This window comes from Microterricola viridarii (genome assembly GCF_900104895.1).
Classification (GTDB): domain Bacteria; phylum Actinomycetota; class Actinomycetes; order Actinomycetales; family Microbacteriaceae; genus Microterricola; species Microterricola viridarii.
The window spans coordinates 3,269,501-3,284,581 of sequence record NZ_LT629742.1 but is presented as its reverse complement, the minus strand read 5'-3'; the positions used below and the strand labels follow the sequence as shown (position 1 = coordinate 3,284,581).

15 protein-coding genes are annotated in these 15,081 nt (G+C 70.3%); 8 read left to right on the top strand and 7 right to left on the bottom strand.

Annotation, left to right across the window (positions count from 1 at the left end; translation table 11 throughout):
• Positions 1-107: 107 nt before the first annotated feature.
• Positions 108-470 (bottom strand): hypothetical protein, encoded by a 363-nt coding sequence (locus BLT62_RS15040; protein WP_083365514.1) that lies wholly within the window; start codon positions 468-470, stop codon positions 108-110.
• A gap of 52 nt (positions 471-522) precedes the next feature.
• On the opposite strand from BLT62_RS15040, the gene BLT62_RS15035 reads away from it, so the two are divergent.
• Both BLT62_RS15035 and BLT62_RS15030 read left to right on the top strand, forming a co-directional pair.
• Positions 523-834 (top strand): hypothetical protein, encoded by a 312-nt coding sequence (locus BLT62_RS15035; protein ID WP_083364792.1) that lies wholly within the window; start codon positions 523-525, stop codon positions 832-834.
• Between the two features lie 69 nt (positions 835-903).
• Positions 904-1,323 carry a VOC family protein gene (locus BLT62_RS15030; RefSeq protein WP_083364791.1) on the top strand — a complete coding sequence of 140 codons (420 nt, stop codon included), beginning with the start codon at positions 904-906 and terminating at the stop codon, positions 1,321-1,323.
• Positions 1,324-1,330: 7 nt separating this feature from the next.
• On the opposite strand, the gene BLT62_RS15025 is transcribed toward BLT62_RS15030, so the two are convergent.
• Both BLT62_RS15025 and BLT62_RS15020 read right to left on the bottom strand, forming a co-directional pair.
• Entirely contained in the window at positions 1,331-3,196 is a 1,866-nt protein-coding gene (locus BLT62_RS15025; protein WP_083364790.1) for a glycerophosphoryl diester phosphodiesterase membrane domain-containing protein, read from the bottom strand.
• A gap of 86 nt (positions 3,197-3,282) precedes the next feature.
• Positions 3,283-4,137 (bottom strand): oxygenase MpaB family protein, encoded by an 855-nt coding sequence (locus tag BLT62_RS15020; protein ID WP_083364789.1) that lies wholly within the window; start codon positions 4,135-4,137, stop codon positions 3,283-3,285.
• Positions 4,138-4,327: 190 nt separating this feature from the next.
• Here BLT62_RS15020 and BLT62_RS15015 point away from each other — a divergent pair, with 190 nt between their 5' ends.
• From BLT62_RS15015 to BLT62_RS14990, 6 genes are all read left to right on the top strand, one after another.
• Positions 4,328-4,945, top strand: coding sequence for a histidine phosphatase family protein (locus tag BLT62_RS15015; RefSeq protein ID WP_083364788.1), 618 nt, complete (start codon positions 4,328-4,330; stop codon positions 4,943-4,945).
• Positions 4,942-5,346 carry a YchJ family protein gene (locus BLT62_RS15010; RefSeq protein WP_083364787.1) on the top strand — a complete coding sequence of 135 codons (405 nt, stop codon included), beginning with the start codon at positions 4,942-4,944 and terminating at the stop codon, positions 5,344-5,346. Before BLT62_RS15015 ends, BLT62_RS15010 begins: the two co-directional genes overlap by 4 nt.
• A gap of 100 nt (positions 5,347-5,446) precedes the next feature.
• Entirely contained in the window at positions 5,447-6,253 is an 807-nt protein-coding gene (locus BLT62_RS15005) for a GTP pyrophosphokinase (protein ID WP_083365513.1), read from the top strand.
• Positions 6,254-6,346: 93 nt separating this feature from the next.
• Positions 6,347-7,720 (top strand): MFS transporter, encoded by a 1,374-nt coding sequence (locus tag BLT62_RS15000; protein ID WP_083364786.1) that lies wholly within the window; start codon positions 6,347-6,349, stop codon positions 7,718-7,720.
• Positions 7,717-9,600 (top strand): glycoside hydrolase family 2 protein, encoded by a 1,884-nt coding sequence (locus BLT62_RS14995; protein WP_083364785.1) that lies wholly within the window; start codon positions 7,717-7,719, stop codon positions 9,598-9,600. The genes BLT62_RS15000 and BLT62_RS14995 overlap by 4 nt, the downstream gene beginning before the upstream one ends.
• Before the next feature lie 504 nt (positions 9,601-10,104).
• Positions 10,105-11,097: an IS481 family transposase gene (locus BLT62_RS14990; RefSeq protein WP_083364581.1), complete on the top strand. Its 993-nt coding sequence runs from the start codon at positions 10,105-10,107 to the stop codon at positions 11,095-11,097.
• On the opposite strand, the gene glsA is transcribed toward BLT62_RS14990, so the two are convergent.
• From glsA to BLT62_RS14970, 4 genes are all read right to left on the bottom strand, one after another.
• Positions 11,094-12,167: a glutaminase A gene (gene glsA / locus BLT62_RS14985; RefSeq protein WP_083364784.1), complete on the bottom strand. Its 1,074-nt coding sequence runs from the start codon at positions 12,165-12,167 to the stop codon at positions 11,094-11,096. The genes BLT62_RS14990 and glsA overlap by 4 nt on opposite strands.
• Before the next feature lie 14 nt (positions 12,168-12,181).
• Positions 12,182-13,117, bottom strand: a complete 936-nt coding sequence (locus tag BLT62_RS14980) for an alanyl-tRNA editing protein (protein WP_083364783.1) — start codon at positions 13,115-13,117, stop codon at positions 12,182-12,184.
• Positions 13,118-13,235: 118 nt separating this feature from the next.
• Positions 13,236-13,616, bottom strand: coding sequence for a VOC family protein (locus BLT62_RS14975; RefSeq protein WP_231919246.1), 381 nt, complete (start codon positions 13,614-13,616; stop codon positions 13,236-13,238).
• Positions 13,617-13,705: 89 nt separating this feature from the next.
• Positions 13,706-15,067, bottom strand: a complete 1,362-nt coding sequence (locus tag BLT62_RS14970) for a threonine/serine exporter family protein (RefSeq protein ID WP_083364782.1) — start codon at positions 15,065-15,067, stop codon at positions 13,706-13,708.
• Positions 15,068-15,081: the final 14 nt, after the last annotated feature.

Below are 15,081 nucleotides of genomic sequence, written 5' to 3'. Positions count from 1 at the left end.
GCCCCCGCTCGCACGTCGAGCGGGGGCTTCTGCACAGATCCGGGCCGCCGCACTGTGCGGCGGGCCCCGATCGATGAGGTCGCCGGCCTGCCGCGCGGCGGGGAGGGCTAGGGGCGCTCGTCGACGATGCCGATGAAGCGGCTGCCGACGCCGTAGACCTCGCTGCGGCTGAGGCCCGCGGCGGGCTCGGGCAGCTCGTGCATGTCGTGGTCGTCGCAGCTCAGGTAGGTGAACTCCGGCCACCACTTCTTCGGGCGGGCCTGCTCGCTGAAACCGCAGATGACGCACGTCAGCTCGACCCAGACCGGCTTCTTGCCGGTGCGGTTGGCCCGGGACTGCGCCAGCCAGGCGGGCGGGTTCGCGTCGATCTCGGCGAGCTCTTCCTCGCTGAGGCGCGAGGGGATGCCGTTGCGCGTCGCCATCTCGAACGGGATGTCGAGGCGGATCGCTGCTTCTCGTCTGCTGACCATGATGTTCAAGCGTAGGCGATGGGGCAGGGGCCGAGCGCCCTAGGCTGGGGCGATGCCCGCAGAACCCGCCCACCGCCTCCAGCTCACGCTGAAGCGCCCGCTGTTCAGCTGGCGCTCGAAGCCGACCGTCGTCATCGCCGGGCGCGGCCAGCCGGCGCAGTGGGGCGTCGGCACCTGGCAGCTGCCGAGCGCGGGCGAGCGCGTGGGGGCATCCGCCGTTCTGCAGGTCTTCGTCTTCAACCGGTTGTGGCGTTACGGCACGGCCGTGCACGTCTTCGCCGAGACCCCGCCGGCCGCGCTCGTCTACACGCCGCCGCTGCTGCCCTTCCTGCCGGGACGCCTGCGCGCGGCATCCGCACTCTGAACGGCGGCACTAGCGCGCCGCGCGCGGCAGGGCGATAATCGGCTCGGGGACCCCGACGAAAGGCCGATCATGTCCGTTGTGCTCAACCCGTACCTCAGCTTCATCGATATCGCCCGCGAGGCGATGGAGTACTACCACTCGGTGTTCGGCGGCACCCTCACGCTCACCACCTTTGGCGAGATGCCGAACAATGCCGAACCGGATGAGGCCGACAAGATCATGCACGGTCAGATCGACGGAGATCACGGCATCGTGCTGATGGGGTCCGACACCCCCAAGCACATGCAGACGGAGCAGTTCAAGAACGGCACGTCGATCTCACTGAGCGGAGACGACGAGGCCGTGCTGCGCGGCTACTGGGAGAAGCTCGTCGACGGCGGCAGCATGACGGTGCCGCTGGAGACGTCGCCGTGGGGCGCCGCCTTCGGCATGTGCACCGACCGCTACGGCGTCGACTGGATGGTGAACATCACGCCGAAAGCCGCCTGATCCAGCGCTACACCACCACGACGAAGCGCATCAGCGCGTCGAACAGCGTCGCGGCCAGCCCGCTCTCGCGGTGCATCCCGTCGCGCGAGCCGACGGCCAGGTCGGGGGCGTCGGTGATGATGCCGTGCACGCCGTCGCGGAGCATCTGCCGCTGCCGCAGCTCGTCGTTGACCGTCCAGACGTACATGCCGAGGCCGGCCGCCGTCGCCGAGTCGCGCAGCTCGGTGTTGTACGACCACTCCTCGACGACGATGAAGTCGGCGATGGTGTCGGGCGCCGCGACCCCGGCGAATGCCATGGTGTACCCGGTGTAGAGGCCGGGGCGCAGCCGCTTCAACTGCTCGATGCTCGGCTTGCTGAGCGAGTGGTAGATGTTGGCCTCGAGGGCGTCGATCGACTCCAGCTCGGCGACGACATCCTCCACGAAGCCGGGCTTCTCCTGCCCGTGCAGCTTGATCTCCACCAGCAGCGGCATGCCGATCTGCTGGGCGTGCAGGGCGTAGTCGCGGAACGACGGGATCGTGTCGCTGTTGCCCTGCAGATCGCTCACGGTGATCTGGGTGATCTCGTCCAGGGTGAGCTCGGCGACGGTCACCGACATGCCGGCCAGGCGGGAGAGGTTGGCGTCGTGCATGGCGACCAGTCCTCCGTCCGCGGTCTGCATCACGTCCATCTCGACGAGGTCCGCCCTGGCAGCGCGGGCCGCGTCCAGGCCCGAGATCGTGTTCTCGACACCGCCGCCGCTGAACCCGCGGTGGCCGAGCACCAGCGTCTGCGGATGCAGGCTCATCGCGGTCATGATGGGGACGTTCACCATGCTGAGCACGACGGTGGCCACCAGCAGCGAGCCGAGCGCGGCCAGGCCGGCCCGGCGTCGCCCGGGCGAGCCCTTCTTCTCGAGCGCGGATGCCGGCACGCTGCCGAGGTCGAGCAGCTCGACGTCGGCGGGCAACAGGCCGCGGGCACGGGCGAGCAGCTCGACCAGCACAGCCGCGAAGCCGACCACCGACGCCCCGACCAGCAGCAGCCCGCCCAACTGGGCCAGCGCCAGGCTGACCGCGGCTACACCGGGGGAGAGGTCCGCTGCCACCAGGTCGGTGAGCGCCGTCGGCAGCATGCTGAGCGCGACGAGGCCGGCGAAGGCGACCCCGGAGGTGACGAGCACCAGCAGGAAGGCCAGTTGCAGCGGCAGGTCCGGCCGCTTCGTCATCCGCCAGCTCACCCGCATCGCACGGAGGCCGCCGACGTTGCCGAGCGCGAACAGCGGGATGGTGAGCGCCAGGCGCACGTTGATGATGCCGGCGACGACGAGGAAGGCGAGGTAGCCGATCATGCCCGGCACCGTCTTGACCAGCTCGCCGCTCACGAAGGAGGGGATAGCGATCGCATGGGTGAGCACGGAGAGGAAGCCGAACTGAGCCAGCGGCAGCACCAGGAACAGGTACCAGAGCAGGGCCAGCGAGCCGGGCCTGAACAGCTTCTTCAGCACCCGCGCGGTGTCGCCGGCCACCGTGCGGACCGTGATGGCCTCGCCCAGGCGCACCCGCCGGGTGGAGAGGACCAGCACCATCAGCTGCAGGGAGACGACGCAGAGCGCGAAGGCGAGGATCGCCGCGAGCAGGCCGAGCGAGAGGGGCGTGCCGAACAGGCCGCCGATGGTCGCCATGTCGACGGAGTGCAGGCCGGCCGCCGCCAGTGCCTCGCCGAACAGCCAGCGCAGGATCGGCGCGCAGATCAGCGCGACGATGCCCTGCAGGATGCCGTAGAGCAGCAGCATCCGCCAACCGCCGAAGCGCAGTTGGCGCCAGGCCGCCAGCGGCAGCCCCGTCAGGAGGGAGCGGAAACCGAGGGGGTCGGTGGTGGCGGAGGGCATTGTCACTTCTCTGATGCGGGTGCGGGTGCGGATGCTGGTGCTGGTGCTGGTGCTGGTGGGGTGTGGTGAGGGCCGGCTGCTGCGGGCTAGGCGCGGGTGCGCACCTTGCGGTACGGGTGCGTGTCGACCCGGGTCGTGAACCCGGTGATGACATCTTCGTAGCTGGTGTTGCGCCGTGCGGCGGCGAGCATGCCCTTGCTGGTGCGGGCGGCGCTCTTCAGATTCATCGGGCGGCCGGCGACGCCGTACAGGAGCAGCGCCCAGTCGGGCAGCAGCGAGAGGATGCCGTCCTGGATGACGATGCCGGTCCAGACGTTGATCGGGTTGCCGCGGAAGCTCGGCTTGCGCAGCGCCCGGGAGAGCTCGGCGGCCGGCAGGCAGAGCGACATCCAGGTCTTCTGCTCCTCGATGTAGGCGTCGAGCTCGGCGCGGGTGGAGGCGATGGTGTCCGGGTCGATGCCGGCCAAGCGCGCGGCGATGTGCTGTTCCTTCACGAAGGCGTCCTGCTCGGCCACGCTCAGCTCCGGCCCGAAGGCGTCGGCGCCGCGCAGCACGCCCCACGTCACCGTGTTGTGGGTCCAGACCAGCCACTCCATGGTGTCGGCGCGCAGCGTCTCGCCCGTGACCGGGTCGGTCCACTGGGCGTGCGCGTGCATGCGCTGCACCGAGAGGCCTGCGGCATCCGCGTGCGCCTTGTCGCCGAAGATGGTGGTGTCGATGTAGCGGGCGGTGCGCTCTGACCGGCCCTGTGGGTCGGCGTCCATCACGCTGACGGCGTCGAACAGGCGCATCATGTGCGGGTTCAGAGCCTGCAGCAGGATGGCGGCGACGCCGCCCAGCTTCGAGGAGGGGTCGGCGAAGAGGCGCCAGCTGACACTGTCGGGCCCGAAGTAGCCCTCGTCCTGGCGGGGCTGGTCGAGGGATGTGCGGGTGTCAGTCATGGTGTCCTCGTTGCTTGAAGGGCGGGAAGCCGGCTGCCCCGACGGCCGGCGCCGAGGGAGAGCACGGAACTACGAACCTATCGCCCGTTTCGTGCACAGAGTCCAATATTTGACGGGAAGTAACCTGATCGGGGGGTCTGCGCCGCGGTGCCCGCCGGGCCTGCCAGCCGTGCCGCGTAGAGTCGAGGCCATGCGCCTCTTTCTGATCCGCCACGGCCAGACCCCCTCGAATGTGATCGGCGCGCTGGACACCGCGGTGCCGGGGCCCGCCCTGACCGAGCTCGGGATGCAGCAGGCGAGCGCGATCGGGGAGCTGCTGGGCGCCGAGCCGATCGCCGCCGTCTACGCCTCCTCGCAGCTGCGGGCCCAGCAGACAGCCGCGCCGCTGGCGCGCCTGCGCTCCGTCGAGCTGGGCGTGCGCGACGGGCTCCGCGAGATCACCGCCGGAGAGCTGGAGATGCTCACCGACCGGCGCTCCGTGATGGAGTACATCGAGACCTGCATGGCCTGGGCCGCGGGCGAGCTCGACGCCCGGATTCGCGGCGGGGAGAACGGCCACGAGGCGTTCGGGCGCTTCGACGAGGTGATCGCGGAGATCGCGGCATCCGGGGTCGAGAGCGCCGCCCTGGTCAGCCACGGCGCGATGCTGCGCTCCTGGGCCGGCTACTCGGTGCGCAACCTCGACGCCGCCTTCGTCTCCCAACGGGTGCTGACCAACACCGGGGTCGTCGTGCTGAACAGCGACGGGCCCGACTGGGTGGCCGAGTCCTGGCTCGGCGACGCCGTCGCGACCGGGCTGCCCGAATGAGCGCCGGGCCGATCGACGACGCCGACCGCTGCCCCTGCCTGAGCGGCGAGACCTATGGGGCCTGCTGCGGCCGGCTGCACCGCGGGCAGGCGGATGCCGCGACCGCCGAGGCCCTGATGCGCTCCCGCTTCTCGGCCTTCGCCGTCGGTGACGCCGACTACCTGTTGCGCAGCTGGCACACGAGCACCCGCCCGGCCGCACTCGAACTCGACGACTATCTGCGCTGGTACCGCCTCGACATCGAGGGCACGAGCGGCGGCGGCCTGCTCGACGCCGAGGGCGCCGTCGAGTTCATCGCCTACTACCGCGGCCCCGATGGCCGTGGCTCCCAGCACGAGAGCAGCAGATTCGTGCGCGAGGGCGGCCGCTGGGTCTACCTGGGCGAGTTCGGCCTGGACTGAGCACCGGAGAAAGGCGACGCAAGCGCGGCGCGCGCGGCATCCGAAATCCGGGGTGTACTCCAAGCGCGCGGCCAGCTGGCTCTGCGAGGATCGCAGCATCATGTCAGGACACCAGGACCCCGTGCAGCTCAGCCCCGAACTCGAGGAGCTCAACCGCGTTCGGCATCAGTTCGAGGGCATGATGCTCGAGTACAAGTTCGGGATCGACGAGATCATGACGAAGCTGAACATCCTGCGCGAGGAGTTCAGCCACCGCAACGACTACAGCCCGATCGAGCACGTCAGCTCGCGGCTGAAGAGCCCGGAGAGCATTCTGGCCAAGGCGGTGCGCAAGGGCCTGGAGCCGACGATCGAGCAGATTGCCGCCGAGGTGCACGACATCGCCGGCGTGCGCGTCACCTGCAGCTTCATCTCCGACGCCTACCGGGTCTTCGAGATGATCGCCGCCCAGGACGACATCACGGTGCTGCAGGTGCGCGACTACATCGCCGCGCCCAAGGAGAACGGCTACCAGAGCCTGCACATGCTCGTCGAGGTGCCCGTCTTCCTCTCCGAGCGGGTGCACCCGGTCAAGGTCGAGGTGCAGATCCGCACCATCGCGATGGATTTCTGGGCGAGCCTCGAGCACAAGATCTACTACAAGTACGACGGCGACGTTCCCGAGAGCCTGCTCGCCGAGCTGCGCGATGCCGCGGCCACCGCGAGCCGGCTGGACGTCACGATGGAGCGGCTGCACGACGACGTCAAGGCGCTCGGCACGAACACCGACCGCTACATCGACCCGCGCCGGGCCGGCACGATCGAGCTGCCCGACTCGCTGCTGCGCACATTCTGGCCACAGGCGGATGCCGCCGACCCCGTCCCCGCCCTCGTCGAGTTGCCTCCGCCGGGCAGCAGCGAGGTCTGAGCGCGCCGGGTCGCTAGAGTAGTGCTCCAAGCGCCGGGGCTGACCGGCGCCGTTCTGGGCGATCAACGATGATCGCGATGGGAGCCCGCACTGATGACCACCCCCGACGACACGACCCTGTCTGAGGTCGCCCCCGCGCCGGTGCGCGCGCTGCCCGCCTCGCTCGGGGCCCGGCGCTGGTTCGCCGTCGTCATCGTGGGCCTGGTCGGCCAGATCGCCTGGACGCTCGAGAACATGTACCTCAACGTGTTCGTCTACGACACCATCACCGACGACCCGAACGTGCTCGCGGCGATGGTCGCGGCCAGCGCCATCGCCGCCACCCTCGCCACCCTGCTGGTCGGGGCGATCAGCGACAGGATCGGCAAGCGCCGCCTGTTCATCGTGGCCGGCTACCTGCTCTGGGGGCTCTCGACGGCCGCATTCGGCTTCGTCTCTGTCGACGGCATCGGACGGCTGGTGCCCGTGATCGACGCCGTGGCCCTGACCGTGCTCATCGTCATCCTGCTCGACTGCGTCATGAGCTTCATCGGCTCCAGCGCCAACGACGCCGCCTTCAACGCCTGGGTCACCGATGTGACCAGCGTGGGCAACCGGGCCAAGGTGGAGTCGGTGCTCGCCGCGCTGCCGCTGCTCAGCATGCTGATCGTCTTCGGCGCCCTGGACGGCTTCACCCGGGCCGGACAGTGGCGCGAGTTCTTCGGCATCATCGGCGTCGCCACGATGCTCGTCGGCGTGCTGGCCTGGTTCCTGATCCGGGACGTTCCGAACCCGGCCAGGCAGAGCGACCGGGTGTTCCGCTCGATCGCGCACGGGCTGCGGCCCTCCGTGGTGCGGGCCAACCCCCGGCTCTACCTGGCCCTCGCCGCGTGGGCCGTGTTCGGCATCTCCACCCAGGTGTTCCTGCCCTACCTGATCATCTACATCCAGCGCACCCTGCGGATCCAGGAGTACGCGCTCGTGCTCGGCGTCGTGCTGCTCGGCGCCGCCGTCGTCAGCGTGCTCGGCGGCCGGGTGATCGACCGGGTCGGCACGGTGCGCTCGATCCTGCCGATCGCCGCGATCTACGTGCTCGGCCTCGTGCTGATGTCGCTCGCGCGCGACACCGTCTTCGTCATCGTCGCCGGGCTGTTCATGATGAGCGGCTTCATGCTCATGGTCGCCGCGATCGGCGCCTCGGTGCGCAACTTCTCGCCCGTGGACCGGGTCGGCTCCGTGCAGGGGCTCCGGATGATCTTCGCCATCCTGGTGCCGATGCTGATCGGCCCGTTCATCGGGGCCGCCGTCATCAGCGGGGCCGGCGAGACGTACGAGGAGCTCGGCGTGGCCAAGCAGGTGCCGACCGGCGGCATCTTCGTCGCCGCCGCCATCGTCACCCTGTTCGTGCTGGTGCCGGCACTCGCGCTGCAGCGCCGTGAGCGGACGCGATCGCGGGAGCCGGAGTTCGAGCGAGGGCGGGCGCGATGAGCCGCACGCGCGCCCTCGGCCGGCTGCTGACACCGTGGGGGGAGGCGCTGGACCCCGACAACCCGCTGCCCGAATACCCCCGGCCGCAGCTGGTGCGCGACAGCTTCCACAGCCTGAACGGGCGCTGGGGCTACGCGATCACCGCGACCGAGGGCGTGCCGTCCCGTCTCGACGGGGAGATCATCGTGCCGTTCTCGCCCGAGTCGGCCCTCTCCGGCGTCGAGCGCCAGCTGCAGCCGGGGCAGTGGCTGCACTACCGCCGCGACTTCGAGCTGCCGGACGAGCTCGGCCCGCACGGCGGCGCCCGGCTGCTGCTGCACTTCGGCGCCGTCGACCAGGACTGCACTGTGTGGCTGAACGGCATCGAGGTCGGCACGCACTCCGGCGGCTACCTGCCGTTCCAGCTGGACGTGACCGACGTCGTCCGCCCCGGCCCGAACGTGCTGCGGGTGCGGGTGAGCGACCCGAGCGATACCGGCGCGTTCTCCCGCGGCAAGCAGAAGCTCCGCCGCGGCGGCATCTGGTACACAGCGCAGTCCGGCATCTGGCAGACCGTCTGGCTCGAACTGGTGCCGGCCGTCGCGGTCGCCGCCGTGGAGATCCTGCCGCTGCCGAGCCTGGACGCGGTCGAGATCACGGTGCGCGCGATGATGGCGCCGGATGCCGCCGGCTCCCCGCCCGCCGCCTTCATCACGGTCCGCGACGGCGACGCGATCCTCGCGATCGCCCGCACCGCGCCCGGCACCCCGGCGCGCATCGAGCTGGCCGGCGCCCGGCTCTGGTCGCCGGAAGACCCGTTCCTCTACGACGTGGAGGTGATCCTCGGCTCCGACACCGTGCTCAGCTACTTCGGCATGCGCAGTTTCGGAGTCGGGCCGGACGCCTCCGGGCAGCCCCGGCTGCTGCTGAACGGCCAGCCGTACTTCCAGGCCGGGTTGCTGGACCAGGGCTACTGGCCCGATGGCCTGTACACGCCGCCGGACGACGCGGCGATGGTGCACGACATCCGCACCGCCAAGCGCCTCGGCTTCACCATGCTGCGCAAGCACATCAAGATCGAGCCGCTGCGCTGGTATTACCACTGCGACCGCCTCGGCATGCTGGTCTGGCAGGACATGGTGAACGGCGGCGGCCGCTACAAGCCGTGGGTCATCACCGCGCCGGTGCTCACCCCGCTGCGGCTGCGCGACAACCGCTACGCCGCCTTCGCCCGCACGGATGCCCCCGGCCGCGCGCACTGGCGGGAGGAGATGCGCGGCACCGTCGAGCTGCTGCGCTCGGTCACGAGCATCGCCGTCTGGGTGCCGTTCAACGAGGGCTGGGGTCAGTTCGACGCGCTCGCGGCGGCGGCCGAGCTGCGCGCCCTCGACCCCAGCCGCAGCATCGACCACGCCAGCGGCTGGCACGACCAGGGCGGCGGCGACCTGACCAGCCTGCACGTGTACTTCCGCCGGTTCCGGATGCCGCGGCGGCAGCCAGAGACGGCCGCGCGGGCCGTCGTTGTCTCCGAGTACGGCGGCTACAGCCAACGGCTGCCCGGGCACAGCGCCAGTGCGCGCGAGTTCGGCTACAAGCGCTTCAGAGACGCCGCGGCGCTGACAGCCGCCTTCGTCAGGCTGCACGAGCGCGAGCTGATCCCGGCGCTGGAGGAGGGGCTGGCGGCGACCGTCTACACGCAGCTCAGCGATGTGGAGGACGAGACGAACGGGGTGCTCAGCTACGACCGCCGCGTCGTGAAGCTGGACGAGGCGGCCGTGCAGGCCGTGAACGCCCGGCTGCGGCTGGCGGCGCCGCAGGCCGGCACGGTGTTGGCTTCGGTCGCTGGCGCTCCCTCGAGCCAACGGGAGGACGCCCCGCCCGCTTCTCCCCACGGCGGCTAGAGGGCGCCGCGCCTCTCCCCACGTCGGCTAGAGGGCGCCGCGCCGCGACGAAGGAGCAGCGCAGCGCCCGAAGCCCTGAGCGGATCCGCGGATACCGCGGTCCCGACGGTGTTGGCTTCGGTCGCTGGCGCTCCCTCGAGCCAACGGGAGGGAGCACGCCCCCTTCTCCGCTGGTCGAGTAGGCCCGCTAGGGCCGTATCGAGACCCTGACACAACCGGATACCGGGCCGTGCACGAGGTCTCGATACGCTCGTTCCTCGCTACTCGACCAGCGGGGGACCGGAAGGCGCCGGTTTCGCGGTGTTGGCTTCGGTCGCTGGCGCTCCCTCGAGCCAACGGGAGGGGAAGGGAGACGGGGAGGGGAAGCGCGGGCTAGGTGTACTGCCCAGGGACGTTGGTTGAATCGGTGTGACGACTCGCTGTAGTCCTTCGGGAATGAGTGAGGACCTCCTGCTGCAGAGTGGAGCTGCTTAGAAACCAGTTCTGCGAGACCAGGAGGCCCTCATGTCCCACGCTAACGCTGCGCTGACTCCACGCCAAAGGCTGCGCATGGCGCGCCTGATCGTGGACGACCGTTGGCCGATCTCGCAGGCCGCGAGACAGTTCAACTGCTCCTGGCCGACCGCCAAGCGGTGGGCTGAACGTTACGCGGCGATGGGTGAGGACGGCATGCAGGACCGCTCCTCCCGGCCGCACCGGAACCCGAACAGGACCCCGCAGCGGCTGGTGCGGAAGATCGTGCATCTGCGGTGGAAGAAGCGTTTGGGGCCGGTCGCGATCGGCGCGAAAGTGGGCATGCCCGCGTCGACCGTGCACGCCGTGTTGACCCGGTGCCGGCTGAACCGGTTGAGTCACGTCGACAAGCGCACCGGGGAAGTCGTGCGGCGCTACGAGCACGACAAGCCGGGGGCGATGATCCACGTCGACGTGAAGAAGCTCGGCAACATCCCCGATGGCGGCGGCTGGCGTTACCTGGGCAAGCAGCAGGGCGGCAAGAACCGGGCCGCGACCGTTGGCGCGGGCCGGAGCAAGCGCCGGCAGCCGCTGGTCGGGACGGCGTTCGTGCACACCGTCATCGACGACCACTCCCGCGTCGCCTACGCCGAGATCCACGACGACGAGCAAGCGGTCACCGCCGTGGGTGTGCTCCGCCGGGCCGTGTCCTGGTTCGCCGCCCGAGGCATCACGGTCGAACGGGTCCTCTCCGACAACGGCTCTGCCTACAAGTCCCACCTCTGGCGCGACACCTGCACCGAGTTGAACATCACACCCAAGAAGACCCGCCCCTACCGGCCACAGACCAACGGGAAGATCGAACGCTTCCACCGCACCCTCGCCGACGGCTGGGCATTCTCACGGTTCTACGCGTCCGAGTCAGCCCGCCGGAACGCCCTCCCGGCCTGGCTCCACGAATACAATCACCACAGGCCCCACACGGCCATCGGGAGCAAACCACCCATCAGCCGGTTAACCAACCTTGCTGGGCAGTACAGCTAGGGGGTGGGCTCCGGGAACGGCAGCGGGGCCGACGCGAACACGTTCAGGCCGAGCGTCGTCGAGAGGAACGCGGTCGCCAGCGTGCCGCGCACGCTGTTGCCCGCGTCATCCAGCAGCGGGGAATAGCTGGCCAGGCCGCCCTTGCCGGGGATTACCGTGATGATGCCGCCGCCGACCCCGCTCTTGGCGGGCAGGCCGACTTCGTAGAGCCACTCGCCGCTGCGCTCGTACATGCCGGCCGTCGCCAGCACGGCGAGGGTGCGCTTGCAGGAGTCGGCGTCGATGACTCGCTCCCGGGTGATCGGGTTGACGCCGCCGTCTGCGAGCGTCGCGCTCATCACGGCGAGATCCTCGGTGGTCACCAGCAGCGAGCACTGCCGCGTGTACACATCGGTGGCCTCCAGCGGGTCGCTGTAGATCCGGCCGTAGCCCTTCAGCAGCCGCGCGATGCCCTCGTTGCGGTCGTTGGTGCGCGACTCCGACTCGTACACCTCATCGTCCATCGCCAGCTCGCGGCCGGCGAAGCGGGAGAGGCCGGCCCGCACGAACTCCCACTTCGCGGCGGCATCCGCCCCCGGCACCAGGCTGGTCGTGGCGATGGCCCCGGCATTGACCATCGGGTTCGCGGTGCGGCCCGGGTTCAGCTCCACGGCGATGACCGAGTCGAACGGCAGCCCGGAGTTGTTCACGCCGAGCAGCTGCTTGACCTCTTCGTGGCCGAGCGCGTTGGCGACCAGGGCGAACACGAACGGCTTCGACACGCTCTGAATCGTGAACGGATGCCGCGCATCGCCGACCGCATAGCGCTCGCCCGTCGCACTGACGATGGCCAGCCCGAAGCGGTCGGGGTCGGCGGCGGCCAGCGCGGGGATGTAGTTGGCGACGGCGCCGTCCTGCACGGGGGCGAAGCGGCGGTGCGCCTCGTCGAGCAGCCGGCGCACCAGGCCGGGGTCCGGTAGCGAGCCGGTCGAGATGCGCTGCGGCTGGGCGGCGGCCGCGCTCAGCGCACCCGGGATGTGGCCGAGCGGCGGCTCGGGGACGTTCACGGGAACGCTGGCCCTGGTGCTCATCGCGTGCCGCGTTCTCAGCGCCCGCCGACGGCGGTTGTCATGGTGAGCACGGGCGTGCCGTCTGCCTCGTCGAGGCTGAGCGCCACCCGGGTCTCGCCGAGTTCGGCCAGGGAGTGCGCGTGGGTGCCGCCGCAGGGGATGCTCACGGTGCCCTCCGGCAGTTCGCACACCCAGGAGCGCCGGTCGGTGAGCCGGGGCCCGTCCGCGTCGATGCGGATCGGGGCGTCGCCGGCCACCCACTCGGCCAGGGTGGCATTGATGGCCGCCTCGAGCGCCGGCAGCTCTCCGGTCAGACCCTCGGTGTCGAAACCCTTGCGGCGGAGCGACTTGTTCAGGCGGTACGTGTCGACCGAGCCGAACTCGCCGATGCGGGAGCTGTCGATGGCGGAGGCGTCGAAGTCGGGCTGGCCGAGCCCGTCGGTGCGGGTCTCCTTGGACCAGCGGCCGGCCAGGGCGCGGTTCAGCGCGAGGGCGGCGAGGTGGCATCCGCTGTGCCCGAGCGAGAGGGCCCTCCGGTAGTCGGCGTCAACGACGAGCTCGACGCGGTCGCCTTCGGCGATGCCGCTCGCGTCGTCGACGATGTGGGCGACGAGGAACGCCCAGCCCGGGGTGCCCTTCCGCACCGGGATGTCGCTGCCGAGGTGCAATGCGGTGCCGTCGGTGGCGGCGACGACGCAGTCGACGATCGGGCGCTCGCCGCCGGCGAGTTGGAGCACCGCGCGGTCGGCGCCCTGGTCGGGCCAGCCGGCGTCGACGGGGTGGCAGCTGCTCGTGTCCAGCAGCACCGCCCAGCGGGGCGTGCCCGCGGCATCCGGGGCCAGTTCGGCGACGTGCAGCACCACGCCGGTGTTCGCGGTGTCGCCGCGCGGGTAGCTCACGATCGTGTCCGAGCCGCTCAAGGAGTCGGTCAGCGCGTCGTCGTCGGTGTGCTCAGGCCGGGGAAGTGTCATCTCCCCATTCTGGCGCGCCGACGCCCGCCCGGCCCCACACATGAGAAAACCGGGTACACATCCACCCGAAGGGTGTGCACCCGGCGACCCAGGCGCGGCCGGGGCCGCGCCATCCTCGCTAGTCCGGTTGGAGCACGGCGAGGATGTTTCCGGACGGGTCGGTGAACCAGGCGATGGCGGGGCCCTGTGGATCTCTGGCCACGCCGCGCTCGTCTTGCTGGAACCCGTCGTAGTGCAGCATGGAGACGCCGGAGGCTTCGAGGTCGTCGACCGCGGTGTCGATGTCGCCGACGGCGAAGTTGAGGATCGTGAAGACGGCCGGCTCGTGGTCGGCCTTCTCGTAGACGAAGACGCTGCCGGAATCGCCGGGCAAATCCAGACGCAGCCCGCCGCGGTCGTCAGCGACCGGCAGGCCGAGCGTGTCCGCGTAGAAGCTGCGCGCGGCTGCGACGTCTCGCACCGCGAAGCCGCTGAACGCACCAAGCGATTTCATTGCCATGCCCGCAGTCTGCCACCCCCGATTGGGGGCCACAAGCCCGGCGGCAATGTTTCGCAGCCGACGTGAAGGTGGCGCTCAGGCTGCGCGGCCTAGAACTTCTTGGTGCGGGTGCGGGCGGTGCGGTTCAGCTTCACCGGCAGGGCCATCAACGGTCCGACGAAGCGGCGCGGCAGGGCGCGGGCCGGGCCCCAGACGGCCTGCACCAGGTACTGGCCGAGGATGGCGCCGGCGGCCAGGGCGACGGCGACGGCCGCCGCGGCCAGCATCGAGAGCAGGCCGTCCATCGAGCCCTCCGAGAGCTGCAGCAGGCCCGAGAACAGCAGCAGCCCGGGCACGAGCGGCACCAGCGCGGTGACCACGATCACCAGCGGCGGCACCCGCACCAGGCGCGAGACGGCGGCGGCGAGCAGGCCGACGCCGATGGCGGCCAGCGCCGAGCCGAACACGGAGCCGGTCTCTGCCCCAATGGCCAGCACGTAGAACAACTCGGCCGCCGCGCCCAGCAGGCAGGCCGCCCAGAGGGCGCGCTTGGGCACCTGCACCGCGAAGGCGAAGCCGATCACGATGAGCACGGATGACGCCAGCTGCACGGGCAGCGTGCCGAGGGTCGGCGAGCTCGCCGGGTTGATCTCCAGCACCAGGCCGAAGCGGGCCAAGGTGAGCGAGGACGCCGCGACGCCGGCGACGAGGCCGCCGGTAATGATCGTGGCCTCCACGAAGCGGGCGGTGCCGGTGACGTAGAACCCGGAGAGGGCGTCGTGCACGGCTCCGAACGTCGTGACCCCGGCCAGCAGCATGATGATGGTGGCGACGACGACGAGGGAGGAATTCGACGACGGATCGATCAGGTGCACGAGCGCGGCCACGAGCGGCCCGATGGCGCCGCCGACGAGGGTCTGGAAGAAGATCGGCACGCGCCGGTTCGCCAGCGCGGTAGTGAGGTAGTCGATGAGCATCGTGGCGAGCAGGGCGGCGACGGCCACCACCCAGTTGCCGCCGATCAGGAAGGCGGCGCCGGCGCCGACCAGGCTCCAGCCGAAGCGGCGCAACATCTTGGGGTAGAGGCCGGGAGCGCTGACGATGCGTGCGATCTCACGACGGGCATCGGCGACCTCGATGGGACGCTCGACCAGCTCGCCGATCAACGCGGACGCCCGGGAGAGCGTGTGGTAGTCGAGCGTGCGATAGCGCACATTGCGGGTGCGGGTGATGGTCTCGTGCGTTGCCGGGTTCTCGTAGGTCACCTCGATCACTGAGTAGGTGACATCCGCGTCGACGTTGCGCACCCCGTAGGCGCGGGTGATCGCCAACAGGGCCGAGACGACGTCCTCCGCTCCGGCGCCGTTGCCGAACATGACCTCAGCCAGACGCATCGCAATGTCTAACACCCCGCGGGTGTACTCGGCCGCGTCGGTGGCGGACAGGCCAGAGGTGCGTGTGGGAACGGACATACTCGCAGATTACG

Coding starts and splice junctions, on each gene's coding strand:
- BLT62_RS15035 (WP_083364792.1), top strand. CDS start 523: ATGCCCGCAGAACCCGCCCACCGCCTCCAGCTCACGCTGAAGCGCCCG.
- BLT62_RS15000 (WP_083364786.1), top strand. CDS start 6,347: ATGACCACCCCCGACGACACGACCCTGTCTGAGGTCGCCCCCGCGCCG.
- glsA (WP_083364784.1), bottom strand. CDS start 12,167: ATGAGCACCAGGGCCAGCGTTCCCGTGAACGTCCCCGAGCCGCCGCTC.
- BLT62_RS15005 (WP_083365513.1), top strand. CDS start 5,447: ATGTCAGGACACCAGGACCCCGTGCAGCTCAGCCCCGAACTCGAGGAG.
- BLT62_RS15030 (WP_083364791.1), top strand. CDS start 904: ATGTCCGTTGTGCTCAACCCGTACCTCAGCTTCATCGATATCGCCCGC.
- BLT62_RS14990 (WP_083364581.1), top strand. CDS start 10,105: ATGTCCCACGCTAACGCTGCGCTGACTCCACGCCAAAGGCTGCGCATG.
- BLT62_RS15015 (WP_083364788.1), top strand. CDS start 4,328: ATGCGCCTCTTTCTGATCCGCCACGGCCAGACCCCCTCGAATGTGATC.
- BLT62_RS14995 (WP_083364785.1), top strand. CDS start 7,717: ATGAGCCGCACGCGCGCCCTCGGCCGGCTGCTGACACCGTGGGGGGAG.
- BLT62_RS14970 (WP_083364782.1), bottom strand. CDS start 15,067: ATGTCCGTTCCCACACGCACCTCTGGCCTGTCCGCCACCGACGCGGCC.
- BLT62_RS14980 (WP_083364783.1), bottom strand. CDS start 13,117: ATGACACTTCCCCGGCCTGAGCACACCGACGACGACGCGCTGACCGAC.
- BLT62_RS15010 (WP_083364787.1), top strand. CDS start 4,942: ATGAGCGCCGGGCCGATCGACGACGCCGACCGCTGCCCCTGCCTGAGC.
- BLT62_RS15025 (WP_083364790.1), bottom strand. CDS start 3,196: ATGCCCTCCGCCACCACCGACCCCCTCGGTTTCCGCTCCCTCCTGACG.
- BLT62_RS15040 (WP_083365514.1), bottom strand. CDS start 470: ATGGTCAGCAGACGAGAAGCAGCGATCCGCCTCGACATCCCGTTCGAG.
- BLT62_RS15020 (WP_083364789.1), bottom strand. CDS start 4,137: ATGACTGACACCCGCACATCCCTCGACCAGCCCCGCCAGGACGAGGGC.
- BLT62_RS14975 (WP_231919246.1), bottom strand. CDS start 13,616: ATGGCAATGAAATCGCTTGGTGCGTTCAGCGGCTTCGCGGTGCGAGAC.